Source organism: Ruegeria sp. E5 (assembly GCF_056534105.1).
Genome location: NZ_JBQFPA010000005.1, coordinates 1 through 26,885, shown reverse-complemented (window position 1 = coordinate 26,885; position 26,885 = coordinate 1). Strand labels below are relative to the sequence as shown.

Here is a 26,885-nt window from a genome sequence, read left to right as displayed (position 1 = left end):
GGATTGTGCTTGTTTCAGTGCCTTAGAAATCATGCGCGTCTGTCGCGCGCATCGGGTGCAGAGTCAAGTCTAGCCCTGATTGCGTTGCGTTCTCAGCTTGGCGAAGTATTCCAGCCGTTTTTTCAGCTCGCGCTCAAAACCACGCTCTACCGGCTGATAGAGAACCGGGCGCTTCATATCATCCGGGAAATAGTTCTGACCCGAGAACCCATCTTCGGCATCGTGGTCATAGGCATACCCTGCACCATATCCCTGATCCTTCATCAGCGATGTCGGAGCGTTCAGGATATGTTTGGGTGGCGGTTCACTGCCCGATTGCTTGGCCAGCCGCATCGCCGCCTTATACCCCACATAGGCCCCGTTCGATTTCGGAGCGAGAGCCAGATACACCAACGCCTGCGCCAGTGCCAACTCGCCCTCGGGCGAGCCGAGCCGTTCATAGGTTTCCCAACTGTGCAGGCAGATCGATTGCGCCTGAGGATCGGCCAAACCGATATCTTCAACCGCCATCCGCGTGATCCTCCGCGCCAGATAGCGCGGGTCTTCGCCGCCGGTCAGCATCCGCGCAAACCAATACAGCGCCGCGTCAGGGTCCGATCCACGCACCGATTTGTGCAGGGCTGAGATCAGATTATAATGCTCATCCCCCGATTTGTCGTATTTTGCGGCCCGCCGCATCAGGCGCGTCGACAATGCATCCGGGTCCAGATCGGCGTCCACTTTCCAAGCAGCAACCTGTTCAATCAGGTTCAGTAGTGCGCGACCGTCGCCATCCGCCATCTCCTGCAGCGCCTCGCGGGCGGCAGACGTTAGCGGCAAGGCGCGGTCAAGCTCTTTCTCGGCGCGTTGTGTCAAACGCTCAAGATCAGCAAGGCTAAGGCGTTCCAGAACCAGCACCTGAGACCGGCTGAGTACCGCCGCGTTCAACTCGAAGGAAGGGTTTTCGGTCGTCGCGCCAACCAATAGGATCGTGCCGTCCTCCATATGCGGCAGAAACCCGTCCTGTTGCGCTTTATTGAAACGATGGATTTCGTCAACAAATAACAAGGTGCCCTGCCCGTTTTGACGACGGATTTTAGCAGCCTCAAATACCTTCTTCAGATCCGGCACACCGGTAAAAATCGCGCTGATCTGCACGAAATGCAGATCGGTCTCCTGCGCCAGCAACCGGGCGATGGTTGTCTTTCCCACACCCGGCGGGCCCCAGAAGATCAGGCTGGACAGACTACCTGACGCGAGCATCACCCCCAATGGCGCATCTGGTCCCAAAACCTGCTCTTGCCCGATCACCTCAGACAGGGATTGTGGGCGCAAGCGATCCGCAAGCGGCCTGTGCGGCGAAGCGGTTGGTTCCGCAGAACCGGTATCGAACAAATCACTCACGGATCACAACCGAAACCGCAATGAGATTAACCGGCTTCCCCGCTCAACCTCCATCTGTACCCGGCGACCTGGATCGGTCAGGGCCTGAACGATATCCTCCGGTGTCTCGGTTCTGGTTCCGTTGATACCTTTAACGACATCGCCCACACGCAATCCTGCGCGGCCGCCATAGCGGCTCGGATCAACCACCACGACGCCGGTCTGAGACAGCGACAAGCCAAGCTTTATGATCACCGCCGGATTTACGCCCGAAACGATCAGACCTGGCATGACCGTATCCTCGTCCAGCGTAGTCTCATCCGCCGCAGGCGTTTCAGGCGGTTTGATCAGCGCCACTTCAATATCCGAGCGGTCTTCGCCCCGCAGCCGAGTCAGGACCGACTTTCCACCTACCCCGGCAACAGCCATGCGAAATTTCATCTCGGCCGGAGAATTCACCTCGTCTCCGTCGACATGAGTGACAACGTCACCGACCCGCAGACCCGCTTCTGCCAGCGGACTCAGTTCATGCAAGTCAGAAATCACCACACCTAGAGGGATGGCCATACCCAGAGACTCGGCTATGTCCGCGCTCATGTGTTGACCGGCCATTCCTGCCCAAGGACTTACGAAGCTTTCGTTGCCAGACTGCGCCTGCCGAAGGAATTCGGCTACCAAATTGGCCGGAATGGCAAAGCCGATACCGTTCGACCCGCCCGAGCGGGTCAGGATTGAAGTATTGATACCAATCAGATCACCATTCACATCGATCAGCGCGCCACCGGAATTGCCCGGGTTGATCGCCGCATCGGTTTGAATGAAGTACCCTCGTGCGTTTCCGGTTGCGGTTCCTGTGCGCGCCAGCCCTGAAATAATACCTGACGAAACAGTTTGGCCAACGCCGAAGGGGTTGCCAATCGCCAGCGTCAGCTCTCCTACTTCAACCTGATCGGAATCGCGCATCTGCAGGAACGGCAGATCGTTTGCCTCTTCCAACCGCAAGATTGCAATGTCGCTTTCTTTGTCACCCAGAACGACTTCGGCAGTGAATTCACGACGGTCGGTAGTCACGACCTGAATTTCCGATGCCATCCCCACAACGTGGTAGTTTGACACCACATACCCATCACCAGTGAGGATCACGCCGGAGCCGAGCGAATTCTGCACACGGGGGCGTGGCGTCCCAAATCCACGGCCAAAGAAGTCCTGAAAGAACGGGTCAGAAAATAGCGGATTTGCCCGCCCTTCGCGAACAATCTTGGCGTAGATGTTCACAACCGCCGGGGCAGCCTGCTTTACGACAGGGGCGAACCCGAGGCTGATTTCGGTCTGGCTTTTTGGTACCTGCGTCTCTGCGGCTGCCGGTATTGCGCCCATCAGCAATACTAGGGAACACAATAGTCTTAGCATCATCGGCCCTCCGGCAATATCGCCAACCGGATATGCGGGGCCGATGCAAAGATTGCAAGCGACATAACCCGCTGCCTTCGACAATGCAGAGGACCTACCGCTTTCTTTTGAGCTATTCGCACAAATATCCTGCTTGAGCATTATGGCTTCGCAAAGCGTTGCAAAAGTTTCACAGGGAGTTGTGCTATGTGTTGGACTTGGCGCTGAATCCAATCAGAGGGAACGACCATGCACAAAGACCGGGAATTGACCTTTGCAACGGCCCTTGCCTCTCATCATCGAAATAAGAGCTTTGTGCGGGAAGAGCACGCCCACGAGTATTACCAGGCCTCACTACTGAGTGCCGTCATGCAGGGAGTCTATGACGGGACTGTTTCCATCGGTCAGCTGCTGGAACACGGAGATTTCGGTCTCGGTACCTTCAACGCCCTGGACGGAGAAATGGTGGTGCTGGATGGTGTCGCTTATCGCCTGGATGGGGAAGGCAAAGCGACAATTGCGGATAACGGCGCGCTGACACCATACGCAGCCGTCATTGACTTTGAACCGACGATTTCGCTTGCGTTGGATTCTCCTGTTAACAAATCCGGTTTCGAGGAGGGTTTGGATGACATGGCCGATGCAAAGAACTTGTTTTATGCGGTTCGTTTCACCGGATTGATCAAACACATTAGGTATCGAAACGTTTTGAAACAGGAACGGCCATACAAACCTTTGCTGGAAGTGGTCAAAACGCAGGCCGAGTTTGAATTGGAAAACGTGGAGGGAACTATTCTCGGGTTCCGCTGCCCTGACTACGCAGTCGGGATTGGCGTACCGGGTTACCACTTGCATTTCATCTCTGACGACCGGACCACCGGTGGGCACGTACTTGATTATACATTGACCCGGGGAAAGATCGAAATCGATCACACGTCGTCTCTTCATCTGGAACTGCCAGAGACAGAGGATTTCTCTGACGCCAATTTGTCCGCGGGAGCGTCGACGGATGGTATTCTGAAAGCCGAAAGCAATTAAATTTAAACCGCCTTGGATTTTCACACAGAGCAAAAGAAAACCCCCGCGTCTGCGACGCGGGGGCTGAAACTCAGATATAGCCAAGGCTTATTCTTCGTCTGCGGCCTCTTCGGCGGCAACACGAGCTTTGTCAGCTGCGCCTTTGGCGTCGATGTCGCGGTCAACGAATTCGATGATCGCCATCGGTGCCATGTCACCATAGCGGAAGCCTGCTTTTAGGATACGGACATAACCGCCCTGACGCTCGGCGTAACGAGGGCCCAGAACTTCGAACAGCTTGGCGACGTCTTTGTCTTCTTTCAGCTGTGCTGCGGCCTGACGGCGGGCGTGCAGGTCGCCGCGCTTGCCCAGAGTGATCAGTTTTTCAACGATCGGGCGCAGTTCTTTTGCCTTGGGCAGAGTTGTTTTGATTTGCTCATGCTCGATGAGCGAGCCAGCCATGTTTGCAAACAGAGCTTTGCGGTGCTCATGAGTACGGTTCAGGCGGCGATAACCACGTGCGTGACGCATTTTCTAGTTCCTTCTTTCGCGTTTTGCTTTGTCTGGCCGGCGATGCGTGTCACCGGCTCTCCTTGGGGCGGAAGTGCCCATATGGTCCCCGGCAGCCCGGGCATTTGTGAAGACGCGCTTAGAACGCGTCTTCGAATTTTTTGGCCAGATCTTCGATGTTGTCGGGCGGCCAGTCCTCGACATCCATGCCGAGGTGCAGACCCATACCGGACAGCACTTCCTTGATCTCGTTCAGCGACTTGCGGCCGAAGTTCGGAGTGCGCAGCATCTCGGCTTCGGTCTTCTGGATCAGATCGCCGATGTAAACGATGTTGTCGTTCTTCAGGCAGTTTGCCGAACGGACCGACAGTTCCAGCTCGTCCACTTTCTTCAGCAGCAGCGGGTTGAACTCCAGACCATCGTCTTCGTCCTGGCGGCCAGCCGATTCCGGCTCATCGAAGTTGACGAAGATTGACAGCTGATCCTGCAGGATGCGTGCGGCAAATGCCAGCGCATCCTCGGGCGTGATCGAACCGTCGGTGTCGATTTTCAGGGTCAGCTTGTCATAGTCCAGAACCTGACCTTCACGGGTCGGCTGAACGTCATAGGCAACCTTTTTGACCGGCGAGTAGATCGCGTCGATCGGGATCAGGCCGATGGGTGCGTCTTCGGGCTTGTTCTTCTCAGCCGAGACATAGCCCTTGCCGGTGTTGACGGTCAGCTCCATGAACAGGTCTGCGCCATCGTCCAGGTGGCAGATGACGTGATCGCGGTTCAGAACCTCGATGCCAGCGCTTTCGCTGATGTCGCCAGCGGTGACAACTGCGGGGCCTTTGGCATTGATCGACAGGCGCTTGGGCCCTTCGACTTCCATGCGCAGCGACACGCCTTTGAGGTTCAGGATGATGTCGGTGACGTCTTCACGTACGCCCGCAACCGAGGAGAACTCGTGCAGGACGTTGTCGATTTGAACGCTGGTGATGGCCGCACCTTGCAGCGAGCTCATCAGAACGCGGCGCAGCGCGTTGCCCAGGGTCAGACCAAAGCCACGCTCAAGCGGCTCGGCAACCAGGGTTGCCTGACGTGCAGGGTCGTTGCCCGGCTTGCCGTCCAGTTGGGTCGGCTTGATCAATTCTGCCCAATTCTTGTGGATCATGTAATCCCTCCATTCCTGTCCGCGCCCCATGACCAACAAGGTGCAGACGCCCGAGGTTCAAAATGACGTGCTGGGGCCGTGCAAAAACACAGCCCCAGCCTAATTCAAAATCGCTTAGACGCGACGACGCTTCGGCGGACGGCAGCCGTTGTGAGCAATCGGTGTCACATCGCGGATCGACGTGATGTTGAAGCCCACTGCAGCCAGCGCACGCAGAGCCGATTCACGACCCGAACCGGGGCCCTGAACTTCGACTTCCAGCGTCTTGACGCCATGTTCCTGCGCCTTTTTGCCTGCATCTTCTGCAGCCATCTGAGCGGCGTAGGGGGTCGATTTCCGCGATCCCTTGAAGCCCATGGTACCGGCAGACGACCACGAGATGGCGTTGCCCTGTACGTCCGAGATCAGGATCTTGGTGTTGTTGAAGGTCGAGTTCACATGGGCAACGCCCGATGCGATGTTCTTACGCTCTTTGCGCTTAACGCGAGTCTTGTCACGTGCCATCAGTCAGACCCTCCCTTATTTCTTCTTACCGGCAATGGCCTTTGCGGGGCCTTTGCGGGTACGAGCATTGGTGTGGGTACGCTGACCGCGAACCGGCAGGTTGCGGCGGTGACGCAGACCGCGATAGCAGCCCAGGTCCATCAGGCGCTTGACGTTCATCTGAACTTCACGACGCAGGTCACCTTCGACGGTGAAGTTTGCATCGATGTGCTCGCGGATGGCCAGAACTTCGGCGTCGGACAGTTCGTTGACGCGACGGTGCGCTTCGATGCCTACGGCTTCGCAGATTGCTTTGGCCGAGGTGTTTCCGATACCGGTGATATATGTGAGGGCGATTGGTACCCGCTTTGTAGTCGGGATGTTTACGCCGGCAATACGTGCCACGTGTCACTTTCCTTTTTGTTGCGGTTCCGTAACTCCGGAACCTTTTTTCACAACACTTGACCGTGGCAGTGACGCCAGAGGGTCCAGTATTATTCGAGGTGGTCGGGGCAATTGGGACGAATCCCGCATGCGGTTTTGATTCCCTTTAGGGATGGGGGTCGATATGGGCTTTTGGCGGTGCCGTCAAGCCCATATTGATATCAGCCAAGAACCGCCTCAATCGACGCGGTGACTTCCTTGATATCCGCCAGCCCGTTCACCGGACGCAGATCGCCTTTGGCGTAGTAGTAACCAATCAGCGGAGAGGTCTTCTTGTAGTATTCCATCAAGCGCGTACGCAGGCTGTCTTCGTTGTCGTCGGCACGACGGACGAAGTCATTTTCCTTACCGCAATTGGTGCATTTGCGATCCGCAGGAATCGGTTTGGTGTTGTCGTTATAGACCTCCCCACATCCGCCGCAGGTTGACCGCGCCGTAATCCGGTCCACCAGCGCGTCATCATCCACACGCATCTCGATCACCGTATGCAGCGACTGGCCCAGCTTGGTCAGCAGAGCCGACAGCGCGTCGGCCTGTGCCAACGTCCGGGGGAAGCCGTCAAAGATGAAACCGGCGCCTTTTTCGGTGGTCAGTTTCTCTTCGATTAGGCCGATCACGATCTCATCGGTGACCAGCTTACCCGCGTCCATTATCGCAGCAACCTTCTGGCCCATCACCGTGCCCGAGGTTTTGGCCTCGCGCAGCATGTCTCCGGTGCTGAGTTGCACCATACCGCGGGTTTCAACCAGGTGACGCGCCTGCGTTCCTTTGCCTGCCCCCGGGGGGCCGAGAAGAATGATGTTCATCGACGAGCAGCTCCCTTTCTGCCGCGTTTCTTGCCTTTGCCGCGCAGCTGGGACTTTTCAATCAGCCCTTCGTATTGATGCGCCAGCAGGTGGCTCTGGACTTGTTGGATCGTGTCCATGGTCACAGAGACGATAATCAGAACCGAGGTGCCGCCGAAATAGAACGGGATAGCAAACTGGCCCCGCAGGATTTCAGGCAGCAGACAAACGGCCGCCAGATAGGCCGAACCCAGAACCAGCACGCGGTTGACGACGTATTCCAGATACTCGGCGGTCTTCTTGCCGGGACGGATACCCGGCACAAAACCGTTCTGCTTTTTCAGGTTGTCCGCCACATCGTCCGGCTTGAACGAAACGTTGAACGTGTAGAAATAGGCGAAGAACACGATCATCGAAGCGAAGAACAGCAGATAAAGCGGCTGTCCGGGGCCGAAGTTGGCCAGCAGCCACGACATCACCGGGCCATTTGTGGCGCCCGACGAGAAGGTCGAGATCGTTACCGGCAGCAACAGCAGCGAGCTTGCAAAGATCGCAGGGATCACACCCGCCGGGTTCACTTTGACCGGCAGGTGGCTGGAGCCGCCTTCGTAGACTTTCATACCAGCCTGACGGCGCGGGTATTGGATATGGATCTTGCGCAGGGCCCGCTCCATGAACACCACAAAGGTGATCACGGCGATGACCATGATGATCACACCCACGATCACGGCGGGGCTGATCGCACCGCTGCGGCCCGAAGCGAAGAACTGCGCCAGAGCGGCGGGAACCTCGGCAATAATGCCAACGAAGATGATCAGAGAGATACCGTTACCGATGCCGCGTGCGGTGATCTGCTCGCCCAGCCACATCAGAAACATGGTGCCGCCGACCAAAGTGATCATGGTCGACATACGGAAGAACATGCCCGGATCGGTCGCAAGATCGCCCGATTCCAACGAAACCGCCAGACCATAAGCCTGAACGGTGGCCAGAGCCACGGTACCGAAACGGGTGTATTGGTTGATCTTCTTGCGCCCTTGCTCGCCCTCTTTCTTGAGCTGTTCGAGCGCGGGAACCATCGATGTCAGCAGCTGCACGATGATCGAGGCCGAGATATAGGGCATGATGCCGAGGGCAAAGATACCCATCCGCCCCAGCGCCCCGCCGGTGAACATCGAAACCATGCCGCCGATGCCCTGCCCCGCTTGCTCCATGAACTCACGCAGGGCTTGCCCGTCGATACCTGGGACCGGAATGAAGGTGCCCAGACGATAGACGATCAACAAACCCAGCGTGAACAGGATGCGGTTGCGCAGATCGGTGGCTTTGCCCAAAGCAGCCCAGCTTGTGTTGGCTGCCATTTGTTCTGCTGCTGATACCATAAATCGGTCTCTCTTATGAAAACACCGCCCGGAACCGTTTTCCGGCTCGGGCGGCGTCTTGGAAAACTCTGAGGTCTATGTAAGCGGGTCTTGGCCCGCTCACAAGCGCTTACTCTGCCGCAGCAGCTTTTGTGACCGTCAGTGAACCGCCCGCTTTCTCAACTGCCTCAACAGCAGATTTCGAAGCACCTGTGACTTCCAGGTTCACTTTGGCGGTGATTTCACCTTTGGCCAGAACGCGGACACCGTCCAGCTTGCGACGAACCAGACCGGAGGCAACCAGTGCATCTTCGGTGATCGCAGCTTTGGCGTCCAGCTTGCCGGCGTCGACGAATTTCTGGATCAGGCCCAGGTTGATAACAGCGAATTCCTTGCGGTTCGGCTTGTTGAAGCCACGCTTGGGCAGACGCTGATAGAGCGGCATCTGGCCGCCTTCGTAGCCATTGATGGCCACACCCGAACGGGATTTCTGGCCTTTGATACCACGGCCACCCATTTTACCTTTGCCGGAACCGGGACCACGGCCAACGCGAGTGCGTTTCGGTGCGGCGCCAGGGTTGTCGCGCAATTCGTTCAGTTTCATATCGCTTCTCCTAAGCCGGATGTGACCCCCGAAGCGTGATGGGCCAACCACGGCGTTTCTTGGTTTTGATTCTCGTGGCGCGATGCCACCGGAGCGCTCTACAGCGTCGCGCCTTCGGTTGCAAGGTTTGTTGTATCACAACTGCCAAAACCAAAAGAGGCGCCGGTCCGGCGCCCCTTTCTTCGTGAGTGGTAGGTGTCTTACGAGCAGTACGCGTGCTCACGCGCGATATCAGCGATGTCGCACCGACGAATACCGATATCGTCCAGCTCGCGATTGCTGAGGCGCTGAAGCTCGGAATAGGTGCGGTTGTATTCGATCGCGCGCGCGCGGGTTTCTTTCATGCCTTCAACGAAGGCCGCGATACGGCCTCGCAGATTGAAGCCGCCATGTATCAGAGTAGCTGTATGTGCCATATTTCTAATCCTTTCTGTACCGAGGCGTATTCCCCGGGCGTTTCCATGTGTTCCTTTGTGGACAACGCTCAGATAGGAGTGTTGGGTACCGCTAACAACGCGTGTTTTGGTCTAGCCGGTATGCGTTTTAGGAATGTTAAAACACCCAGATAAGCTCAGCGCCAAACTCCTGCAGACTTATTCAAACAACACAACTCTATGTAGGTCTTGCAGAATTCACGTTTTAGAATGCGATGACAAAAAACCGTAGCAATTCTTCTCCAATCAGTTCCGAACATTGGTATAATCGTTTGAAATCAGGGTGCATGTATTATGATACGCAGGGAATTCTTGATATTTGGCGGTGCAACCTGTCTGACCGTGCCTTACAGCGCTGCATCTCCACAAACGTGGAGCGAACGGTATAGACGCTCTCGGCCCGTCGAGGTAGCGAAGGTCGATCTGACCGGGCTGACTCCTGGCCAACAATTACTGATCAAGTTTCGGGACGGTCCAGTCACTGTCAGATACAGAACGCAAGAAGAGGTTGAGGCGGCGCGCTCGACGCCTCTAGTCGAATTACCGGATAAATTTGCACGAAACGCAAATCTGCGCGCAGATGCACCTGCAACGGATGCCAACCGATCATTCGGTGATAATGGCCAATGGTTAGTATACCGCCCCATCTGCACACATCTCGGGCTTGTCACCATGCCTACAATGCAGCCCTTGAGGGGCGATCCCTACTGGATCAATTGCCCATCACATGGTGGGCGATACGATTCAGCAGGTCGTGTTCGGGCAGGTCCGGCACCAGAAAACCTACCGGTACCGCCTGTGCGCTTTCTTTCGGATAATATTCTGGAAGTCCGTTCTCACGACAATTTCAGCAACGAAAAAGCGGTTCGTGAATTGCACCCAGCTGATTGGTAAACTAAAAAAACGCCCCCGAAAATCGGAGGCGTTTCAAATCTTGCAAAGAAGTTACGCTTAGCCGCGCTCTTCGATGATCTCAACCAAATGCGGGATCTTGTTGACCATGCCGCGGACCGAAGGAGTGTCTTCCAGCTCACGGGTTTTGTTCATCTTGTTCAGGCCCAGGCCGATCAGGGTTGCGCGCTGTTCGGCGGGGCGGCGGATCGGGGAGCCGATCTGCTTGACGACGATGGTTTTTGCCATGGGTCGCTCTCCTTATGCTTCTGCTTCAGCAGCAGCCGGTGCTTCGTCCCGCTTGGGCAGGATGTCAGCAACCTTTTTGCCACGACGTGCGGCAACCGAACGCGGGCTCTGCTCTTTCTGCAGGCCGTTGATGGTGGCGCGGATCATGTTGTACGGGTTCTGCGAGCCCAGCGACTTGGACACAACGTCCTTGACGCCCAGCATTTCGAACACAGCACGCATCGGACCACCGGCGATGATACCAGTACCTTCAGGTGCGGTGCGCATAACCACTTTACCAGCGCCGTGACGGCCCTCGATGTCGTGGTGCAGGGTCCGACCTTCGCGCAGTTGCACGCGGATCATCTGACGCTTGGCTTGTTCGGTTGCCTTGCGGATGGCCTCAGGTACTTCTTTCGCTTTACCTTTGCCAAAGCCGACGCGGCCTTTCTGATCGCCGACAACCACCAGAGCGGCGAAGCCAAAGCGCTTACCACCTTTTACGGTTTTCGACACACGGTTGATTGCGACCAGACGATCTGCAAATTCCGGTGCTTCTTCACGGTCGCGGCCACGGCCCCGACGGTTTTCACGTTCTGCCATTTGGCATCCCTTTTCTCATGTGGCGCATGCGGCGCCGTTTAGTTCAATCCAAGTGAGCCCCGACTGTCGCCGAGGCCCCCGGATCATCGGGGCAGCCGCAAAGCTGCCCGCAAGTCTTAGATCTTCAGACCACCTTCACGCGCAGCGTCGGCCAGAGCCTTCACCTTGCCGTGGAACAGGAAACCGCCACGATCGAAATAGGCCTCTTCGACGCCCGCCTTTTTGGCACGCTCGGCGATGGCCGCGCCCACTTTGGTGGCCGCTTCGACGTTGTTCTTGCCCACAACGCCCAGATCCTTTTCCAGGGTCGAGGCTGCGGCCAGGGTCACGCCACGTACGTCGTCGATCAGCTGAACAGAGATGTTCTTGTTCGAACGGTGTACGGACAGACGCGGACGACCCGCGTTGACCTTGCGAAGTTTGTTCCGAACGCGCAGGCGGCGCTTCAGAAACAGGGTTCTTTTGCTGTTTGCCATTGTTTGCGTCCTTACTTCTTCTTGCCTTCTTTGCGGAAGATGAACTCGCCCTTATAGCGGATGCCCTTGCCTTTGTACGGCTCGGGACGGCGCCATTCGCGGATTTTGGCCGCGACTTCGCCCACCTGCTGCTGGTCGATACCTTCCACAACGATCTCGGTCTGCTTCGGCGCGGTGATGGTGACACCTTCCGGAGCAGTGAAATCAACATCGTGGCTGTAACCCAGGTTCAGCTTCAGGGTGTTGCCCTGCATCTGAGCCCGGTAGCCAACACCCTGGATCTCCAGCTCTTTTTTGAAGCCGTTTGTTACGCCTTCAACCAGATTGGCGACCATGGTGCGGCTCATGCCCCACTGCTGACGCGCACGCTTGGACATGCCACGGGGATCGATCTTGACCACGTTGTCTTCAACCGACAACGTAACGTCGTCGGTGGCGGTGAAGCTACGGGTGCCTTTCGGACCTTTCACTTCGATGGTCTGACCCGACACAGAGGCGGTAACGCCGCTGGGCAGCTCGACCGGTTTTTTACCAATACGAGACATTGCAGACCTCCTTAGAAGACGGTGCAGAGCACTTCGCCGCCAACATTGTTGGAGCGAGCGTTTGCATCCGACATCACACCTTTCGGAGTGCTGACAATCGACACACCCAGACCCTGACGGACCTGCGGGATGTCATTGACGCCCATGTAGACGCGACGGCCAGGCTTGGAAACCCGCTTGAGTTCGCGAATAACAGGGGTGCCTTCGTAGTATTTCAGGCTGATTTCGATGGCCGGATGACCGTTTTCACCGGTCGTCGCTTCGTAGCCACGGATGTAACCTTCGTCCGCCAGCACGTCCAGAACCCAGCCGCGCAGCTTGGAAGCCGGGGTGGAAACGGTGGACTTGCCGCGCATTTGCGCGTTGCGGATACGGGTGAGCATATCGCCGATAGGATCATTCATATCTATGTCTCCCTTACCAGCTCGATTTCACCATGCCGGGGATCTGACCAGCAGAACCCAGCTCGCGCAGCGCGATACGGCTGACCTTCAGCTTACGGTAGTAAGCGTGGGGACGACCGGTCAGCTGACAACGGTTGTGCAGACGGGTAGCCGAGCTGTTACGCGGCAGTTTCGCCAGTTTCAGACGCGCTTTGAAACGCTCTTCCATCGGCTTGCTCTCGTCATTCGCGATTTCTTTCAGCTCGGCACGCTTTGCGGCATATTTGGCCACCAGGCGTTCGCGCTTCTTCTCGCGTTCGATCATTGCTTTTTTAGCCATGTCTCAATCCTCCCGGCGCTTACGCGTTGAACGGCATGTTGAATGCTTTCAACAATGCCTTTGCTTCAGCGTCGGTTTTCGCTGTGGTGGCAATTACGATATCCAGGCCCCAGACCTCGTCGACCTTGTCGAAGTCGATTTCCGGGAACACGATGTGCTCTTTCATGCCCATGGCAAAGTTGCCACGACCATCGAAAGACGGCTTCACACCGCGGAAGTCACGAACGCGAGGCATCGCGATGGTGATCAGACGATCCAGGAATTCGTACATCCGGTCGCCGCGCAGGGTCACTTTCGCACCCAGCGGCATGTCTTCACGGACGCGGAAACCCGCGATCGACTTCTTCGCCTTGGTTGCAACGGCCTTCTGGCCAGCAATCGCAGTCAGATCTTCGACAGCAGCTTTCGCTTTTTTCGAGTCTTTGACGGCCTCAGCACCACAACCGATGTTCAGAACGATTTTTTCCAGCTTGGGCAGCTGCATGTCGTTCTTATAGCCGAACTCTTCTTTCAGAGCGGCACGGATGGTTTCGGCGTACTGAGCTTTCAGACGCGGGGTGTAGGTTGCGGTATCAAGCATCGATCAAGTCCCCTGTGGTCTTGGCGAAGCGCACTTTCTTGTCGCCTTCCATGCGGAAGCCAACGCGGGTTGCTTTGCCGTTTTTGTCCAGCAGTGCCAGGTTCGACAGCTCGATCGGGTTTGCCTGAGGCAGGCGACCACCTTGCGAGGTTTGCGACTGACGGGTGTGGCGGATGGCGATGTTGATGCCATCGACAACAGCTTTACCGGCTTTAGGGTCAACCGAGGTGATAGTCCCCTCTTTGCCCTTGTCCTTGCCGGCCAGCACGACGACCTTGTCGCCTTTGCGGAGTTTAGCAGCCATGATTACAGCACCTCCGGAGCCAGCGAGATGATTTTCATGAAGTTCTTGCCGCGCAGTTCGCGAACAACGGGGCCAAAGATACGGGTACCTACGGGCTCGTTGTTGTTGTTCAGGATGACGGCGGCGTTGCGATCGAAACGGATCGCGGTGCCGTCTTCGCGACGGACTTCCTTGGCGGTGCGTACGACGACGGCCTTACGGACGTCACCTTTCTTTACGCGGCCGCGCGGGATGGCTTCCTTCACCGAGACGACAATGATGTCGCCGACGGAGGCGTATTTACGCTTGGAACCACCCAGGACCTTGATGCACTGAACTCGGCGTGCGCCGGAGTTGTCAGCGACATCCAGATTGGTCTGCATCTGGATCATGTGGTTTCTCCCGACCTGTGGGGGCTGGTCTCGTTAAATCCCCCAGGGTTTCGACAAATGGAAAAATCCCGGAAGCTTACGCTTCCAGAACTTCCCAACGTTTCGTCTTCGATTTCGGCGCGCATTCGATGATGCGTACGGTGTCGCCGACCTTGAAGGCGTTCTTTTCATCGTGAGCCCTGTATTTCTTGGACTTACGGATGGTTTTCTTCAGAACCGGATGCGTAAAGCGGCGCTCGACGGATACGGTTACGGTCTGTTCGTTGGCGTCGCTGGTCACGGTGCCTTGCAGGATACGCTTGGGCATCTGATTACTCCTCGGATGCCGCAGCAGCGGCCTTTTCGTTCAGAATGGTTTTGACACGGGCAGCATTGCGGCGGGCCGCTTTGATACCGGCTGTGTTTTCCAGCTGACCGGTTGCCTGTTGAAAGCGCAGGTTAAAGCTTTCTTTCTTCAGGTTGGCCAGTTCCTCGCGGAGCTGGTCCGGGGTTTTGTCACGCAGTTCTTGGGCGTTCATCGCCTTTTCCTTTGCTCAAAACACCAGAAGGCCCCCTTACAGGGTCACCTTTGACCTGGTGGATGAATGATAGACATACGAATCGCCCGACAACGCCGGGAGATCGCAGGATGCCGCCGTATAAGGGTTTGGGGGGTGGGTGGCAAGGGAAAGTTTCAAACCGTGTTCGGGCAGATGAAACTACCTGTTTCCAAATTACCGCCGCCCTCTGAAACCGGGCAGCAGATCACTACTGCGACCTTTCTGGATCCCGACAAACGCGGCCAAGTGCTCAGGCACCCTTCTCCTGCATTTTCCGAACCATTTTCAGGCGCGCGCGTCGCGGCAGCAACGGCATGACCCAACCCAGCACAAACGCGAGCGACTTATCGTTGATCACCGTGAGCTTCCCATCGATCATGGCGTCATAGCCGACTTTGGCCACGGCCTCAGCAGTCGCCCCTTTTTGGGCAACAAGCTTCGTGCCCTCAAGATTTGCAGCAGCAGCAAATTCGGTCACGACATAGCCCGGCTCCAGCGCCGTCACAGTGACGCCATTGCCTTTCAGCTCCTCCGCGAGCGCCTGACTGAAACTCGAAACATAGGCCTTGGTGGCAAAATAGGTCGCCTGCAATGGACCCGGCATATGCGCCGCAGTCGAACTGACATTCAGTATCTTTCCGCCACCGCCACTGATCATATCCGTGCCGAACAGATGGCACAAAGATACAAGGGCTTCGACGTTCAGCCGGATCATATCCAGATCGTCCGAAAGGCGGCGATCCAAAAAAGCCCCATGCCCTCCGAATCCAGCATTGTTGATCAGGTAGTCGACCGTCAGGTCTCTGCACTTGACGGCCTCATAAAGTTTTTCCGCGCCTCCAACAGCACCCAGATCAAGCGGAATCGCAGTGACAGTAACATCGTGGGCGGCCTCAAGCTCTGATCTGAGGGCATCCAACGCATCTCCGCGCCGCGCACTGATGATCAGATTGCCGCCTTGTGACGCATGATAACGTGCCAATTCCCGACCAATTCCGGATGATGCGCCTGTGACGAGAGCTGTTTTGGTCATAGTATCCTCCGACGAAGTAACTGGAGCGCTTTCACCTTGACGCTTTAAGACGCTTCACTCCCATTTATAGTTGAAGCTAACAGAAATCCGCTCGTCCTCGGCCATGTTCATCGGCACTTCGTGGCGCAGCCAGCTTTCCCACAGCAGGACGTCACCTACCTGCGGCTTCATATAGATGAAAGGCTGCAATTCCCGGCGCCCGCCCTTCAGCCGCGTCGGTGCGGCCATCATGCGGCCCGACCGCGGGTCTTCCAGTTTCAACGCACTGGCCCCTTCGGGCATGGACACATAAGTCGTGCCTGAGATGACGCTGTGCGGATGCAGGTGGCTGGCATGCATCCCGCCTTCAGGAAGGATATTGATCCACAGATCCTCAAGCTTCAACGCGCGGTCGTCCAGATCAAACTCCAAATCCTTGGCGAAAGCCGCGACGTGCTGATCCAGCACTTTGACAAGATCGGCAAATATCGGAAATCGCCAAGGCAAATCGGTCAGCGAAGCATAACTGGTGTAGCCGGGATACGCGTTCGCTTCACACCAGTCCTGCCCGGCCTCATCATCTTCAGCAATAACAAGGCATGAACTTTCCAATTCCTCCGCGTCGATCCTGGGATCGAATTCGGACAAGTTTGCGCGATAGAGACGGGTGACGAAGAGTGATTCAATCTGTGCCATGGGCTGGGCATACCCCAGCCCTCTCGGCAAGACCAGCCGCTTAGGTCTTGATGGGCCCTTTGCCACAGCGTGGTATCGGGCGACCTCCGTCGGCATAGGCGAGGCACAGCACGATCTCATCCGGTTTCGGCGCATCTGGGATGTTCAGCGTCATCGTGTCGAAATGATCGAACGACCACGGATTGTCCTTGTGCCCCAGCGGAGGATCAATCGCGCAACCCGGCGCGCCCAGCTTGGCGTTGGACGGTATCACCGCCTCACCTCCGCCCACCGCAGCGCGCATGGGCGCACCGAGTTTGGGGTGGATCACCGCCCCGCCCTGCTCAAGATCGCCGTTCATGCCGACAATCGCGGCTTTGCCGTACGAAACCGGCGGCCCATCAAGCTGAGAAACTGCCTCAGCGGCGAGTTCCAAACCCAGAATGGCGCCGATCTCGAACAACTCTGAAAGATCGTCCGATAAGTGCCCGGCAAGAGGGTTCTGCATCACCGCCAGCGCTGCAACCCGACTGATCGGATCACAAGGCTGGCCAAACTGGTCGGTGGTTATGACTTCCTTAATGATCATCTTTTTGCGCAGCTGAACCATAGGGCCCTCCCATTCCTGCAAGTTAGCCTAGAGGCGGGGTGGCTGGAGGTCGACGTTTTTCAGGACCCACGAAATCACGGGCTGCCGAGCCAAAAGAAAACCCCCGCCGGTTTCCCGACGAGGGTCAATCTTGTAACGAGTGGGGTCAAAGCCCCAATCGCTTACCAGTCTTCGCGGACCACAACGCGCGTCTTGATCGGCAGCTTCATCGCGGCCAGGCGCAGGGCCTCGCGGGCGATGTCGTCATTGACGCCGTCAATTTCAAACATCACACGACCGGGCTTTACTTTCGCTGCCCAGAAGTCAACGGAGCCCTTACCTTTACCCATACGGACTTCGGTCGGCTTCGAGGTCACGGGAGTATCCGGGAAGATCCGGATCCAGACGCGGCCTTGACGTTTCATGTGACGGGTCATGGCACGACGTGCAGCTTCGATCTGACGCGCGGTGACGCGCTCGGGCTGCAGTGCTTTCAGACCGTAGGTGCCAAAGTTCAGATCGGAACCGCCTTTGGCGAGCCCCTTGATCCGGCCCTTGTGCATCTTGCGGAATTTAGTACGCTTTGGTTGAAGCATATCTTTCCCTCCTTAGCGACGACCGCCACCAGCACCACGAGGTGCAGGGCCGTCCTGGAGTTCCTGTGCTTTACGGTCACGTGCCTGCGGATCGTGCTCCATGATCTCACCTTTGAAGATCCAGACCTTGATCCCGATGATCCCGTAAGGAGTCATCGCTTCGGCATGTGCGTAATCGATGTCGGCACGCAGGGTGTGCAGAGGCACGCGGCCTTCGCGGTACCACTCGGTCCGTGCGATTTCGGCGCCGCCCAGACGACCAGCGACGTTCACCCGGATACCCAGGGCGCCCATGCGCATGGCGTTCTGAACCGAGCGCTTCATGGCGCGACGGAACGAAACACGACGTTCCAGCTGCTGAGCGATGGACTCGGCAACCAGCTGCGCGTCAAGCTCGGGCTTGCGCACTTCGACGATGTTCAGGTGCAGTTCGCTGTCGGTCATACGAGCAAGCTTTTTGCGCAGAACTTCAATGTCTGCACCTTTCTTGCCGATGATGACACCGGGACGTGCAGTGTGGATCGTAACGCGGCACTTCTTGTGCGGACGTTCGATGATCACACGGGCAACACCGGCCTGCTTGCACTCTTTGTTGATGAACTCACGGATTTTGAGGTCTTCCAGCAGAAGATCACCGTAGTCTTTGGTGTCGGCGTACCAGCGGCTGTCCCAGGTGCGGTTGACCTGAAGGCGCATGCCGATCGGATTGACTTTATGTCCCATTAGGCTTGCTCCTCAACTTGACGCACCTTGATGGTGATCTCCGAGAACGGCTTCATGATCTTGCCGAAACGGCCACGGGCACGCGGACGACCGCGCTTCATGACCAGGTTCTTGCCAACCCAGGCTTCGGCGACGATCAGTTCGTCGACATCCAGGTTGTGGTTGTTCTCGGCGTTGGCGATTGCAGACTGCAGGCACTTCTTGACGTCCTGCGCGACACGCTTGTTCGAGAAAGTCAGGTCGGTCAGAGCCTTCTCAACTTTCTTGCCGCGGATCATCTGCGCAACCAGGTTCAGTTTCTGCGGGCTAGTACGGAGCATGCGCGTTTTCGCCATTGCTTCGTTTTCAGCCACGCGGCGGGGGTTCTTTTCCTTGCCCATGACTTACTTCCGCTTCGCTTTTTTGTCAGCGGCGTGACCGTAATAGGTACGAGTCGGCGAGTATTCACCGAACTTCTGACCGATCATGTCTTCCGAGACGTTGACGGGGATATGCTTATGGCCGTTGTACACACCAAAGGTCAGACCCACGAACTGGGGCAGAATGGTGGAACGACGCGACCAAATCTTGATGACTTCGTTGCGGCCCGACTCGCGCGCTGCTTCGGCTTTTTTCAGCACGTAAGCATCGACGAAAGGACCCTTCCAAACAGAGCGAGACATAGATTAACGTCCCTTCTTCTTGGCGTGCCGCGAGCGGATGATCAGCTTCTGGGACGCTTTGTTCTTGTTGCGGGTACGCTTACCCTTGGTGTCCTTACCCCACGGAGTAACCGGCGTACGGCCACCCGAGGTACGACCTTCACCACCACCGTGCGGGTGGTCGATCGGGTTCATTGCAACACCACGAACCGACGGACGAACGCCCTTGTGGCGCATACGACCGGCTTTACCGAGGTTTTGGTTGCTGTTGTCGGGGTTGGACACGGCACCAACGGTGGCCATGCATTCCTGACGGACCATGCGCAGCTCGCCCGAGCTCAGACGGATCTGAGCGTAGCCGCCATCGCGACCAACGAATTGCGCATAAGTACCGGCCGCACGTGCGATCTGACCGCCTTTACCAGGCTTCATCTCGATGTTGTGGACTATGGTACCAATGGGCATGCCCGAGAAGGGCATTGCGTTGCCCGGCTTGATGTCGGCCTTGGCGGATGCCACGACTTTGTCACCAACAGCCAGACGCTGCGGAGCCAGGATATATGCCTGCTCGCCGTCTTCATATTTTACCAGTGCGATGAATGCGGTCCGGTTCGGGTCATATTCGATCCGCTCGACGGTTGCCGCGACATCAAATTTGTTCCGTTTGAAGTCAACGATCCGGTAGAGACGCTTTGCGCCACCGCCGCGGCGGCGTGAAGTGATCCGTCCGGTGTTGTTCCGGCCGCCCGATTTGGTCAAACCCTCTGTGAGAGACTTGACCGGACGTCCTTTCCAAAGCTCCGAACGGTCGATCAGCACCAGCCCGCGCTGGCCCGGCGTCGTCGGCTTGTACGACTTGAGTGCCATGCTTTCTGTCTTCCGTTTAGCAAGTGCAGGGATGTTCCCCGCTATGTGATAGGCCCCCGTAGGTGCCAAGGGTATAGGGCCCCGAAGGTCCCCGGTTACAAATATCAGAGGCCCCGGAACGAATCCGAGGCCGCAAGATTGGGAGCGTTTAGCAGTGTTGGGGGTGGGTGTCTATAGGGGATTGAAGCAGAAACTTCGTTGTTCCCTTTTGCCCCTCAAGCCCTCAAGAACCTTTAGGCTTCTTCGCCTTTGCCATCACCTTCGACAAAGTTCATTTTTAGGGTGCCAAGTCGCACCTCTATATCATTGTCCAAGTACGCTCTCACCTTAATCCTCCCCTTTTCATTCACCGGAAGTGGTGACCAGTGGAGAGGAAACGTCATAGAGAGGACTTTGTCCTCTGGGCGTTCATTTTCAGTCCCAGCAAATGCACTCTTTCGCTGTTCGTCCGTAATCTCAATTTCAGTACTAAAAATCTCATCCCGAGAACTCGCAAGTTCAAGGTAGACACAGAGTTTAATAGTATTGATCTCGACATTTATCGGTACCCTCAAATTAACAAGCGCACCAAAGTTGGGCAGCAAACCTGGAGCCGGTCCAGAGAAGTTCATCTCGCCGGTGTAGCACCCGATCAATGTCAGCTTGCCATTAGTTTCGTACCTAATGTCATCGCAGAAGACTGTCGTGCCATATGCTTCTGAATTCACGACGCCGCACTTTCAATTCTAAACGTCAATCCGGAGACGAGGTTTCCAGTTGGTGAGTTTTGTGCTTCTTGCCGCAAATCGATCACATTTGAAGTCGCCTCAGTAGAGTTTGTCTTTTCCCGACGATCTTTCTCGACGAACTCAAGGTCGATTTCTTTGTCAAACGCGTAAGCAAACTCTGCAATCGATCTAGCAGTCAAGTTCGCACTACCTTTTAAGCGTCGATTTACCACCGACCGATCGACTCCCAACACTTCAGCGACTTCTTGCTGTGTCATTCCTGATGCAACTAACTCAGCTTGCAATTTCTTCTGGAGCTGAGAAATAAATTTGGCTGCTTTGCGTGATTTAGGGTCAATCTTTAGTTGATATGACATCACCATACTCCTTGCTCTGGCAGCACTTCGGCTCGTCCAAATCGATTTCATGTCGAACGTAAGATGTTTGAGCTACGTACCTACTGTAAAGATAAAGCAATTTGATTTGATCCGCGCTGTCACCGTAACAACAGACAAAGGCGTCTTTTTGCGGCACCCAACCAAAGATTCGTACGTCATCCGTTTTTATCTCCCAAACATACTGTTCAGGATTGAAGTTTAGTTTTTTGAAGCGGCGATCCGTAGAGAACTCGTCGCCGGAAACAAATTCGTGGAAAACTGCGAACACCTGTTCGATTGGCAACAAACTTGAATAAAGTTCATTGTGGTCCATGACCGGAAGGACAGCGTCAAGCCATTCAACAAATTCAGGCGTTGCATATAGCGTTCTCCAAGGTTGCTCATCATCTTCTAGCGGATCAATTTTTATCAGTAGACCCGACTCACATAACTCTAACAGTGTTGCCATATATATCAACAAGTGGTTTCTACAAGTTAAATTTGCTAGACGACTATCGTGCAACGGGTGGCCAAACAAGCCAATACAATCAAACTTGCTATCCTCTTGAGTTAGGTACCAACAAAAAAACCCCCGCTTGCGCGGGGGCCTTTATCTCTCTCCAAAGACGGGTTCGATCAGAGACCGGTGCTCACGTCGATGGTGTTACCCTCTTCCAGGGTCACATATGCTTTTTTGACGTCTTTCCGCTTGCCCAACTGGCCGCGGAACCGCTTGACCTTGCCTTTGGTCACGGTGGTGTTCACCGCTTTGACCTTCACACCAAACAGCGCCTCAACGGCCTCTTTGATCTGCGGCTTGTTGCTGTCGATCGCCACTTCAAAGACAACCGCGCCGTTCTCAGAGGCCATGGTCGACTTTTCGGTGATGATCGGCTTGCGGATCACGTCGTAGTGTTCTGCCTTCGCGCTCATTTCAGACGAGCCTCCAGTGCTTCGACAGCCGCTTTGGTGAGCACCAGGGTGTCACGCTTGAGGATGTCATAGACGTTTGCGCCCATCGACGGCAGGATATCCAGACCTTCGATGTTCTTCGACGCTTTCAGGAACCCTTCGTTCACGGTCGCGCCGTCGATGACCAGAGCGCGTTTCCAGCCCAGGTTTGCAACCTGTTTGGCCAGAGCGGCGGTCTTGCCTTCGGCTTCGGCGTTCTCGATCACAACCAGCTCACCTGCTTTGGCTTTGGCCGACAGAGCGTGGCGCAGGCCAAGCTTGCGGAACTTCTTCGGCAGGTCGTGGCCATGCGAACGCACCACGGGGCCTTTATAGATACCACCACCACGGAAGATCGGCGCGTTGCGGTCACCATGGCGTGCGCCACCGGTGCCCTTCTGGCGATAGATCTTCTTGGTCGAGTAGCTGGTTTCCGAGCGGGTCTTGACCTTGTGAGTGCCAGCCTGCGCGTTGTTGCGCTGCCAACGGACCACACGGTGCAGGATGTCCGCGCGCGGCTCAAGGCCGAACAGGTCCGCATCCAGCTCGATGTTGCCGGCTTTGCCGCCGTCCAGTTTGATTACATCAAGTTTCATGCTTCACCACCTTCCGCGGGAGCTTCTTCCGCAGGAGCTTCAGTTGCAGCACCTTTTACGGCTGCCGGGAAAGGCAGGCCTTCCGGTGCTTTCTTCTTGACGGCGTCCTTGACGGTGACCCAGCCCGATTTCGGTCCGGGAACGGCGCCTTTGATGAAGACCAGGTTCCGGTCGGCGTCGGTTTTGACAACTTCCAGGTTCTGGGTGGTAACACGGGCAGCACCCATGTGACCGGCCATCTTCTTGCCTTTGAACACCTTGCCCGGGTCCTGACACTGACCTGTCGAACCGTGCGAACGGTGGCTGATCGAAACACCGTGCGAGGCGCGCAGACCACCAAAGTTCCAACGCTTCATTGCACCGGCAAAGCCTTTACCGATCGAGGTGCCTGAAACGTCAACTTTCTGACCTTCCAGGAAGTGTTCTGCCGAAATCTCGGCGCCCACATCGATCAGGCCATCTTCGGAGACGCGGAACTCGGCCAGCTTACGCTTGGGCTCGACCTTGGCAGCGGCATAGTGACCGCGCATGGCCTTCGAGGTGCGTTTTGCTTTGGCAGCACCGGCGCCCAGCTGAACGGCAGTGTAGCCGTCTTTGTCAGCGGTGCGCTGTGCAACAACCTGCAGGTTGTCCAGGTGAAGAACGGTCACAGGGATCTGCTTGCCGTCTTCCATGAACAGGCGGGTCATGCCAACTTTTTTTGCGATAATACCAGAGCGCATAATCTATACCCTCCGATCTTACGACTGCAGCTTGATCTCGACATCCACACCAGCAGCGAGGTCGAGCTTCATCAGCGCGTCAACGGTCTGGGGGGTCGGATCAACGATGTCCAAGAGACGCTTGTGCGTGCGGATCTCGAACTGGTCGCGGGATTTCTTGTCAACGTGAGGGCCACGGAGAACCGTGAACTTCTCGATCTTGTTCGGCAGCGGGATCGGGCCGCGCACGTTCGCGCCGGTCCGCTTGGCAGTGTTGACGATCTCTTGCGTGCTGGCATCCAGAACGCGATAGTCAAATGCCTTCAGCCGAATACGGATGTTTTGGCTTTGCATAGATACAGCCTTTTATCAGGCGTTGAGGTTGAGAGGAGGACAGACGCGCATCGCCAACCCTCATCGAACCCAAAAGGCGGGAATCACCCCGCCTTGATGTTCTTGATGAGAACTCGCGCGTATTAGTGGGGTTGTTGGGGTTTGGCAAGGGGGAAATCAGATATCGTCAGTCTGACAGAATAGAGTTCAACGAGACGGATCAACGAAGTCTCGATTTGCTAGCTGAGCGAAAGAGACTCACCCACATACGCTCTGCCTATGCGTCGCCCTCGTCATCAAGGTTAGAGCAATGATAGTATTTTGCTTGTTCAACAATTGCATCCATGAACTCAACTACGTTGTTGCGTTCAAAATAAGTCATCCGAAATTCAGGCGGAAGTAATGTCAATGAACCCTTCGCACTATGCTTAGTCCATCGATTCAAGAGCTTAACCTGAGGCAGTATGTTCCATAATTTGGCTTCAATTTTTGCAGCTGATTGAATTTCAATTCCTGTGTCAGTGTATGGCCAATTCGAGTTTGGATAATTGCGTATTACCCAACTTCTGAAGTTAAGTATTTGAGTTTCGTGCTGATAATAGTTTTTGTTAAGAGGCACCACGGCGATGTGCAGATATCCGTTGTCAGTTTCCCTAACGCTAATTTCATACGCATCACTGAAATCAAGTGTGCGAAGGTTAACGTATCGATCATACTTGATTAGGTAGTCGTTGCTTTTGGTTGGCACAATCATTCTCGAAAACGAAACACTACATCCTTCAATGAGAATGTTTGAGTAACCCATGCTTTTTAAGGCGCTATATACCTGCGCATCACTGGATGGCGCGGACACCAAAACGTTCGGGGCTAAAGTTCCAATCCAAAATACTAAACTTGAAAAAATTGACATCGCAAAGCGCGGCTTTTTGGACATGTCCAAATCATCTTCTCTCAAAGGATTGGTCGGTTAAAAAAGAGACTGCCAGATTGTGGTTTCAATAGTGACTGTGTTCAATCTCTAAAAGTAATAAAGGCCGCCCCTTTTGGAGCGGCCTACTTAGGCTCACCGATGTGCCGGGCTGAACCCCGACCTACCGTGATTACTCGATGACTTTCGACACAACACCGGCGCCGACAGTGCGACCGCCTTCGCGGATCGCGAAGCGCAGACCGTCTTCCATCGCGATCGGCGCGATCAGCTCAACGGTGAAGCCAAAGCTGTCGCCGGATAAAACCAATTCGGTGACGTCTCAGTTCCCAAAACCCACAGGCTAGTTCCTAACAAGCCACGGGGCTTCAACCTTCATGCCTTGATAGACCGCGTGCATGAAAAGGTGTGCAATCACAGGGTCATTTGAAAATGGCGAGAATTGCAGATTTCCCTCTCTGACATCGCCTTCCGCTTCATAGACCACCTCGTCGCCTTTAATCGTTACACGCACTTCAAGCTCCGCCAGTGTTTCCGGATCGACGACAGTAGGATCGTCCGACAAAATCACAAAGTCCGCGACTTTTCCAACTTCGATAGACCCCTTCTCGTCTTCTTCAAAATGCTGCCAGGCGGGCCAGATTGTCATGGCTTTCAAGGCGGTCATAACGTCGACTCTTTGATGGGGACCCAAAATGTCACCAGACCGTGTGCGGCGGGTTACCGTCGCGGCGAGAACACGCATGCTGTTCGGAAAGGCGACCGGCGCATCGTGATGCGTGCCGAACTTCATGCCACGCTCGTGCAGCCATCCTGTAGGCGAAATATTTTCTGCGTTTATCGGCCCGACCGTATGATCCCGGTGCCAATCGCCCCAATAGAACGTATGCATCGGAAAGAGCGACGGAAACACACCAAGGCGCTTAAGGCTTGCGACTTGATCCTCGCGAAGAAACTGACCGTGAATCAGAACTGGGCGGTTGCCAGGATCGCCATACTTGATCTGTGCCTCTTCGAGTGCAGCAATCAGCATGTCAGATGCCCCTTCACCGTTGGAATGCACGAGGATTTGGAAATCGTTGTCGTAACACCAATTCACCGCGTCCTGGAGTTGCTCCATCGTGATGGCTGCGTATCCTGCGTAGCCGGCAGCATAGTTCCCAACCGGATCATAATAGGGTCGATCCCTTAAAGCGGTGAAACCTTGCGGCGAGCCATCAATTGTAAGTTTACAGCCCCCGACCCGAACCCTGTTTTCGTAGCTTTTCGAAGTGTTCGCACCAATAAACTCTTTCGACTCAAGAACATCCGGGAAGGCTACTACATCGATTGGAAGAGCTTCTTCCGCAGCAACTTTCCTGAGAACCTCGACAATCTGACCTGATGATCGGCCTTCCTGCCCGGTCGTATATCCAAACTTTGCCCAAAGGTCGGTTCCAGCTCGGGCAAATGCTGCCAGACCCTCTTCACCCAGATTTCCCAGCAAGGGAACGAGAACAGAAAAGAACGCGTACTCCTCCAGAACACCGTTTGGCTCTCCGGCCTCATCGCGTTGGATCACCCCGCCCGGAGGTGCTTCGGAAGCCGCCGTTATACCAGCTAATTCCAAAGCTTTCGAGTTTGCGACACCTATATGCCCAGACTGATGAATAATGACGACCGGCAAGTCCTCAGACACAATGTCCAGCTCTTGTCGTGTTGGGTGACGGAGTTCCTTTAATTGAGCATTATCGTAACCAAAACCGATGATCATTTTGACCTGCTCAACGGCTTGCGCATTCTCCTCGGCCCAGTCAGTCAGCGTGGATTGCAGACTGGCGATATCAATGACATCCCCGTCCGGTGGCGCAAGAAGGTTAGCGGACAGGGCTTGCAGGCCGCCCATGACGACATGTCCGTGGCTATCAACGAAACCCGGAAGCATCGCGCGCCCTTCCAGATCATAGGTTTCGGTTTCCTCACCCTGATGCACCGACAAGTCAGATAGCGACCCGACCGCAAGAATGCGCCCGTCTTTGACTGCGACAGCTTCTGCGGACGGAGCCGTATCGTTCATCGTTACAATTGGCCCGCCCAAATAGATCCGATCCGCAATCTGTTGTGAGGACGCAGAGGTAGATGAGAAAGCAACCGCTGCGACAAGACAAACTGAACGCGCCCAAAAGTGCATCTTATGACCTCTTTCTAATTGCAATGTCTCAATACGAAAGAAGTTAGCATTACTGTTGGCTTAGGCAAAAACGAAAAAGGGCGCCCCGAGGGACGCCCTTTCTTTGTATATTCGCTTACGCGAATTACTCGATGATTTTCGAGACGACGCCGGCGCCGACGGTGCGGCCGCCTTCGCGGATCGCAAAGCGCAGGCCGTCTTCCATCGCGATCGG

The 26,885-nt window shown here is 55.7% G+C and carries 41 protein-coding genes and 1 pseudogene; 2 read left to right on the top strand and 40 right to left on the bottom strand.

Going from position 1 to position 26,885, the window contains the following annotated elements; translation table 11 throughout:
- Positions 1-69 precede the first annotated feature (69 nt).
- Together ACR0BI_RS17335 and ACR0BI_RS17330 are read right to left on the bottom strand one after the other, a co-directional pair.
- Positions 70-1,383 carry a replication-associated recombination protein A gene (locus tag ACR0BI_RS17335; protein WP_170392886.1) on the bottom strand — a complete coding sequence of 438 codons (1,314 nt, stop codon included), beginning with the start codon at positions 1,381-1,383 and terminating at the stop codon, positions 70-72.
- Positions 1,384-1,386: 3 nt separating this feature from the next.
- Positions 1,387-2,772: a trypsin-like peptidase domain-containing protein gene (locus tag ACR0BI_RS17330; RefSeq protein ID WP_480562685.1), complete on the bottom strand. Its 1,386-nt coding sequence runs from the start codon at positions 2,770-2,772 to the stop codon at positions 1,387-1,389.
- Positions 2,773-3,000: 228 nt separating this feature from the next.
- Between ACR0BI_RS17330 and budA the strand changes: the two genes are divergently transcribed.
- A complete protein-coding gene (budA, locus tag ACR0BI_RS17325; RefSeq protein WP_480562672.1) occupies positions 3,001-3,789 on the top strand; it encodes an acetolactate decarboxylase in 789 nt (262 codons plus the stop codon).
- 87 nt (positions 3,790-3,876) lie between these two features.
- Here the strand turns inward: budA and rplQ are convergent, their stop codons facing one another.
- From rplQ to ACR0BI_RS17285, 8 genes are all read right to left on the bottom strand, one after another.
- On the bottom strand, positions 3,877-4,299 hold the full coding sequence (rplQ, locus tag ACR0BI_RS17320) for a 50S ribosomal protein L17 (protein WP_170392888.1): 423 nt from the start codon (positions 4,297-4,299) through the stop codon (positions 3,877-3,879).
- A gap of 118 nt (positions 4,300-4,417) precedes the next feature.
- Positions 4,418-5,434, bottom strand: a complete 1,017-nt coding sequence (locus tag ACR0BI_RS17315; RefSeq protein WP_010437127.1) for a DNA-directed RNA polymerase subunit alpha — start codon at positions 5,432-5,434, stop codon at positions 4,418-4,420.
- Between the two features lie 114 nt (positions 5,435-5,548).
- A complete protein-coding gene (rpsK, locus tag ACR0BI_RS17310) occupies positions 5,549-5,938 on the bottom strand; it encodes a 30S ribosomal protein S11 (protein ID WP_008757289.1) in 390 nt (129 codons plus the stop codon).
- 15 nt (positions 5,939-5,953) lie between these two features.
- A complete protein-coding gene (gene rpsM / locus ACR0BI_RS17305) occupies positions 5,954-6,322 on the bottom strand; it encodes a 30S ribosomal protein S13 (RefSeq protein WP_480562673.1) in 369 nt (122 codons plus the stop codon).
- Between the two features lie 200 nt (positions 6,323-6,522).
- Complete coding sequence (locus ACR0BI_RS17300) at positions 6,523-7,167, bottom strand: adenylate kinase (protein ID WP_480562674.1); 645 nt, start codon at positions 7,165-7,167, stop codon at positions 6,523-6,525.
- Positions 7,164-8,528 (bottom strand): preprotein translocase subunit SecY, encoded by a 1,365-nt coding sequence (gene secY, locus ACR0BI_RS17295; RefSeq protein ID WP_170392890.1) that lies wholly within the window; start codon positions 8,526-8,528, stop codon positions 7,164-7,166. Before secY ends, ACR0BI_RS17300 begins: the two co-directional genes overlap by 4 nt.
- Positions 8,529-8,637: 109 nt before the next feature.
- Positions 8,638-9,111 carry a 50S ribosomal protein L15 gene (rplO, locus tag ACR0BI_RS17290; RefSeq protein ID WP_170402786.1) on the bottom strand — a complete coding sequence of 158 codons (474 nt, stop codon included), beginning with the start codon at positions 9,109-9,111 and terminating at the stop codon, positions 8,638-8,640.
- Positions 9,112-9,311: 200 nt separating this feature from the next.
- On the bottom strand, positions 9,312-9,527 hold the full coding sequence (locus tag ACR0BI_RS17285) for a DUF1127 domain-containing protein (RefSeq protein WP_480562675.1): 216 nt from the start codon (positions 9,525-9,527) through the stop codon (positions 9,312-9,314).
- Between the two features lie 312 nt (positions 9,528-9,839).
- Here ACR0BI_RS17285 and petA point away from each other — a divergent pair, with 312 nt between their 5' ends.
- Positions 9,840-10,439, top strand: a complete 600-nt coding sequence (gene petA / locus ACR0BI_RS17280; RefSeq protein ID WP_480562676.1) for a ubiquinol-cytochrome c reductase iron-sulfur subunit — start codon at positions 9,840-9,842, stop codon at positions 10,437-10,439.
- A 57-nt stretch (positions 10,440-10,496) separates the two neighbouring features.
- Here the strand turns inward: petA and rpmD are convergent, their stop codons facing one another.
- From rpmD to ACR0BI_RS17130, 30 genes and pseudogenes are all read right to left on the bottom strand, one after another.
- The gene (rpmD, locus tag ACR0BI_RS17275; RefSeq protein ID WP_170402795.1) at positions 10,497-10,685 is read right to left on the bottom strand and encodes a 50S ribosomal protein L30; all 189 of its coding nucleotides are present in this window, start codon (positions 10,683-10,685) and stop codon (positions 10,497-10,499) included.
- 12 nt (positions 10,686-10,697) lie between these two features.
- A complete protein-coding gene (gene rpsE, locus ACR0BI_RS17270; protein ID WP_155148691.1) occupies positions 10,698-11,267 on the bottom strand; it encodes a 30S ribosomal protein S5 in 570 nt (189 codons plus the stop codon).
- A 116-nt stretch (positions 11,268-11,383) separates the two neighbouring features.
- The gene (gene rplR / locus ACR0BI_RS17265) at positions 11,384-11,743 is read right to left on the bottom strand and encodes a 50S ribosomal protein L18 (RefSeq protein WP_170392895.1); all 360 of its coding nucleotides are present in this window, start codon (positions 11,741-11,743) and stop codon (positions 11,384-11,386) included.
- Between the two features lie 11 nt (positions 11,744-11,754).
- The gene (gene rplF / locus ACR0BI_RS17260) at positions 11,755-12,288 is read right to left on the bottom strand and encodes a 50S ribosomal protein L6 (RefSeq protein WP_170392896.1); all 534 of its coding nucleotides are present in this window, start codon (positions 12,286-12,288) and stop codon (positions 11,755-11,757) included.
- 11 nt (positions 12,289-12,299) lie between these two features.
- Positions 12,300-12,692 (bottom strand): 30S ribosomal protein S8, encoded by a 393-nt coding sequence (gene rpsH, locus ACR0BI_RS17255; RefSeq protein ID WP_010437099.1) that lies wholly within the window; start codon positions 12,690-12,692, stop codon positions 12,300-12,302.
- A gap of 13 nt (positions 12,693-12,705) precedes the next feature.
- Positions 12,706-13,011, bottom strand: coding sequence for a 30S ribosomal protein S14 (gene rpsN, locus ACR0BI_RS17250; RefSeq protein WP_010437098.1), 306 nt, complete (start codon positions 13,009-13,011; stop codon positions 12,706-12,708).
- 19 nt (positions 13,012-13,030) lie between these two features.
- Positions 13,031-13,591 carry a 50S ribosomal protein L5 gene (gene rplE, locus ACR0BI_RS17245; RefSeq protein WP_170544316.1) on the bottom strand — a complete coding sequence of 187 codons (561 nt, stop codon included), beginning with the start codon at positions 13,589-13,591 and terminating at the stop codon, positions 13,031-13,033.
- Positions 13,584-13,895 carry a 50S ribosomal protein L24 gene (gene rplX, locus ACR0BI_RS17240; protein WP_223117091.1) on the bottom strand — a complete coding sequence of 104 codons (312 nt, stop codon included), beginning with the start codon at positions 13,893-13,895 and terminating at the stop codon, positions 13,584-13,586. Before rplX ends, rplE begins: the two co-directional genes overlap by 8 nt.
- A gap of 2 nt (positions 13,896-13,897) precedes the next feature.
- Positions 13,898-14,266 carry a 50S ribosomal protein L14 gene (rplN, locus tag ACR0BI_RS17235; RefSeq protein ID WP_008757934.1) on the bottom strand — a complete coding sequence of 123 codons (369 nt, stop codon included), beginning with the start codon at positions 14,264-14,266 and terminating at the stop codon, positions 13,898-13,900.
- 76 nt (positions 14,267-14,342) lie between these two features.
- Positions 14,343-14,573 (bottom strand): 30S ribosomal protein S17, encoded by a 231-nt coding sequence (gene rpsQ, locus ACR0BI_RS17230; RefSeq protein ID WP_068340771.1) that lies wholly within the window; start codon positions 14,571-14,573, stop codon positions 14,343-14,345.
- Positions 14,574-14,577: 4 nt separating this feature from the next.
- A complete protein-coding gene (gene rpmC, locus ACR0BI_RS17225) occupies positions 14,578-14,784 on the bottom strand; it encodes a 50S ribosomal protein L29 (RefSeq protein WP_010437082.1) in 207 nt (68 codons plus the stop codon).
- Between the two features lie 271 nt (positions 14,785-15,055).
- A complete protein-coding gene (locus tag ACR0BI_RS17220) occupies positions 15,056-15,838 on the bottom strand; it encodes an SDR family NAD(P)-dependent oxidoreductase (RefSeq protein ID WP_480562677.1) in 783 nt (260 codons plus the stop codon).
- A 54-nt stretch (positions 15,839-15,892) separates the two neighbouring features.
- Positions 15,893-16,513: a 2OG-Fe(II) oxygenase family protein gene (locus ACR0BI_RS17215; RefSeq protein ID WP_170392899.1), complete on the bottom strand. Its 621-nt coding sequence runs from the start codon at positions 16,511-16,513 to the stop codon at positions 15,893-15,895.
- Positions 16,514-16,553: 40 nt separating this feature from the next.
- On the bottom strand, positions 16,554-17,102 hold the full coding sequence (locus ACR0BI_RS17210) for an amino acid synthesis family protein (RefSeq protein WP_480562678.1): 549 nt from the start codon (positions 17,100-17,102) through the stop codon (positions 16,554-16,556).
- A gap of 161 nt (positions 17,103-17,263) precedes the next feature.
- On the bottom strand, positions 17,264-17,677 hold the full coding sequence (gene rplP, locus ACR0BI_RS17205) for a 50S ribosomal protein L16 (protein ID WP_039538270.1): 414 nt from the start codon (positions 17,675-17,677) through the stop codon (positions 17,264-17,266).
- Between the two features lie 12 nt (positions 17,678-17,689).
- Positions 17,690-18,400, bottom strand: coding sequence for a 30S ribosomal protein S3 (rpsC, locus tag ACR0BI_RS17200; RefSeq protein WP_008758042.1), 711 nt, complete (start codon positions 18,398-18,400; stop codon positions 17,690-17,692).
- Complete coding sequence (rplV, locus tag ACR0BI_RS17195) at positions 18,400-18,780, bottom strand: 50S ribosomal protein L22 (protein WP_039538267.1); 381 nt, start codon at positions 18,778-18,780, stop codon at positions 18,400-18,402. Before rplV ends, rpsC begins: the two co-directional genes overlap by 1 nt.
- Before the next feature lie 3 nt (positions 18,781-18,783).
- Positions 18,784-19,062, bottom strand: coding sequence for a 30S ribosomal protein S19 (rpsS, locus tag ACR0BI_RS17190; RefSeq protein ID WP_010437056.1), 279 nt, complete (start codon positions 19,060-19,062; stop codon positions 18,784-18,786).
- A gap of 3 nt (positions 19,063-19,065) precedes the next feature.
- A complete protein-coding gene (gene rplB / locus ACR0BI_RS17185) occupies positions 19,066-19,908 on the bottom strand; it encodes a 50S ribosomal protein L2 (RefSeq protein ID WP_008757664.1) in 843 nt (280 codons plus the stop codon).
- Positions 19,909-20,141: 233 nt separating this feature from the next.
- Positions 20,142-20,615: a hypothetical protein gene (locus tag ACR0BI_RS17180; RefSeq protein ID WP_170609984.1), complete on the bottom strand. Its 474-nt coding sequence runs from the start codon at positions 20,613-20,615 to the stop codon at positions 20,142-20,144.
- On the bottom strand, positions 20,612-20,992 hold the full coding sequence (locus tag ACR0BI_RS17175; protein WP_170609986.1) for a helix-turn-helix domain-containing protein: 381 nt from the start codon (positions 20,990-20,992) through the stop codon (positions 20,612-20,614). The genes ACR0BI_RS17180 and ACR0BI_RS17175 overlap by 4 nt, the downstream gene beginning before the upstream one ends.
- Complete coding sequence (locus ACR0BI_RS17170; protein ID WP_480562679.1) at positions 20,970-21,461, bottom strand: hypothetical protein; 492 nt, start codon at positions 21,459-21,461, stop codon at positions 20,970-20,972. The genes ACR0BI_RS17175 and ACR0BI_RS17170 overlap by 23 nt, the downstream gene beginning before the upstream one ends.
- 167 nt (positions 21,462-21,628) lie before the next feature.
- Entirely contained in the window at positions 21,629-21,925 is a 297-nt protein-coding gene (locus ACR0BI_RS17165) for a 50S ribosomal protein L23 (protein WP_009176651.1), read from the bottom strand.
- Positions 21,922-22,539, bottom strand: a complete 618-nt coding sequence (gene rplD, locus ACR0BI_RS17160; RefSeq protein ID WP_010437039.1) for a 50S ribosomal protein L4 — start codon at positions 22,537-22,539, stop codon at positions 21,922-21,924. Before rplD ends, ACR0BI_RS17165 begins: the two co-directional genes overlap by 4 nt.
- A complete protein-coding gene (gene rplC / locus ACR0BI_RS17155) occupies positions 22,536-23,261 on the bottom strand; it encodes a 50S ribosomal protein L3 (protein ID WP_039538255.1) in 726 nt (241 codons plus the stop codon). The genes rplD and rplC overlap by 4 nt, the downstream gene beginning before the upstream one ends.
- A gap of 18 nt (positions 23,262-23,279) precedes the next feature.
- Positions 23,280-23,594 (bottom strand): 30S ribosomal protein S10, encoded by a 315-nt coding sequence (gene rpsJ / locus ACR0BI_RS17150; protein ID WP_008756422.1) that lies wholly within the window; start codon positions 23,592-23,594, stop codon positions 23,280-23,282.
- A 256-nt stretch (positions 23,595-23,850) separates the two neighbouring features.
- Positions 23,851-24,507, bottom strand: a complete 657-nt coding sequence (locus tag ACR0BI_RS17145) for a hypothetical protein (protein WP_170392904.1) — start codon at positions 24,505-24,507, stop codon at positions 23,851-23,853.
- A 166-nt stretch (positions 24,508-24,673) separates the two neighbouring features.
- A pseudogene (locus tag ACR0BI_RS17140) lies at positions 24,674-24,817 on the bottom strand (EF-Tu C-terminal domain-related protein); the annotation flags it as partial.
- Between the two features lie 27 nt (positions 24,818-24,844).
- The gene (locus ACR0BI_RS17135; protein ID WP_480562680.1) at positions 24,845-26,557 is read right to left on the bottom strand and encodes an amidohydrolase; all 1,713 of its coding nucleotides are present in this window, start codon (positions 26,555-26,557) and stop codon (positions 24,845-24,847) included.
- Between the two features lie 238 nt (positions 26,558-26,795).
- Positions 26,796-26,885, bottom strand: a 90-nt coding sequence (locus ACR0BI_RS17130) for an EF-Tu C-terminal domain-related protein (RefSeq protein WP_211330766.1), incomplete at its 5' end; no start/stop codon positions are given.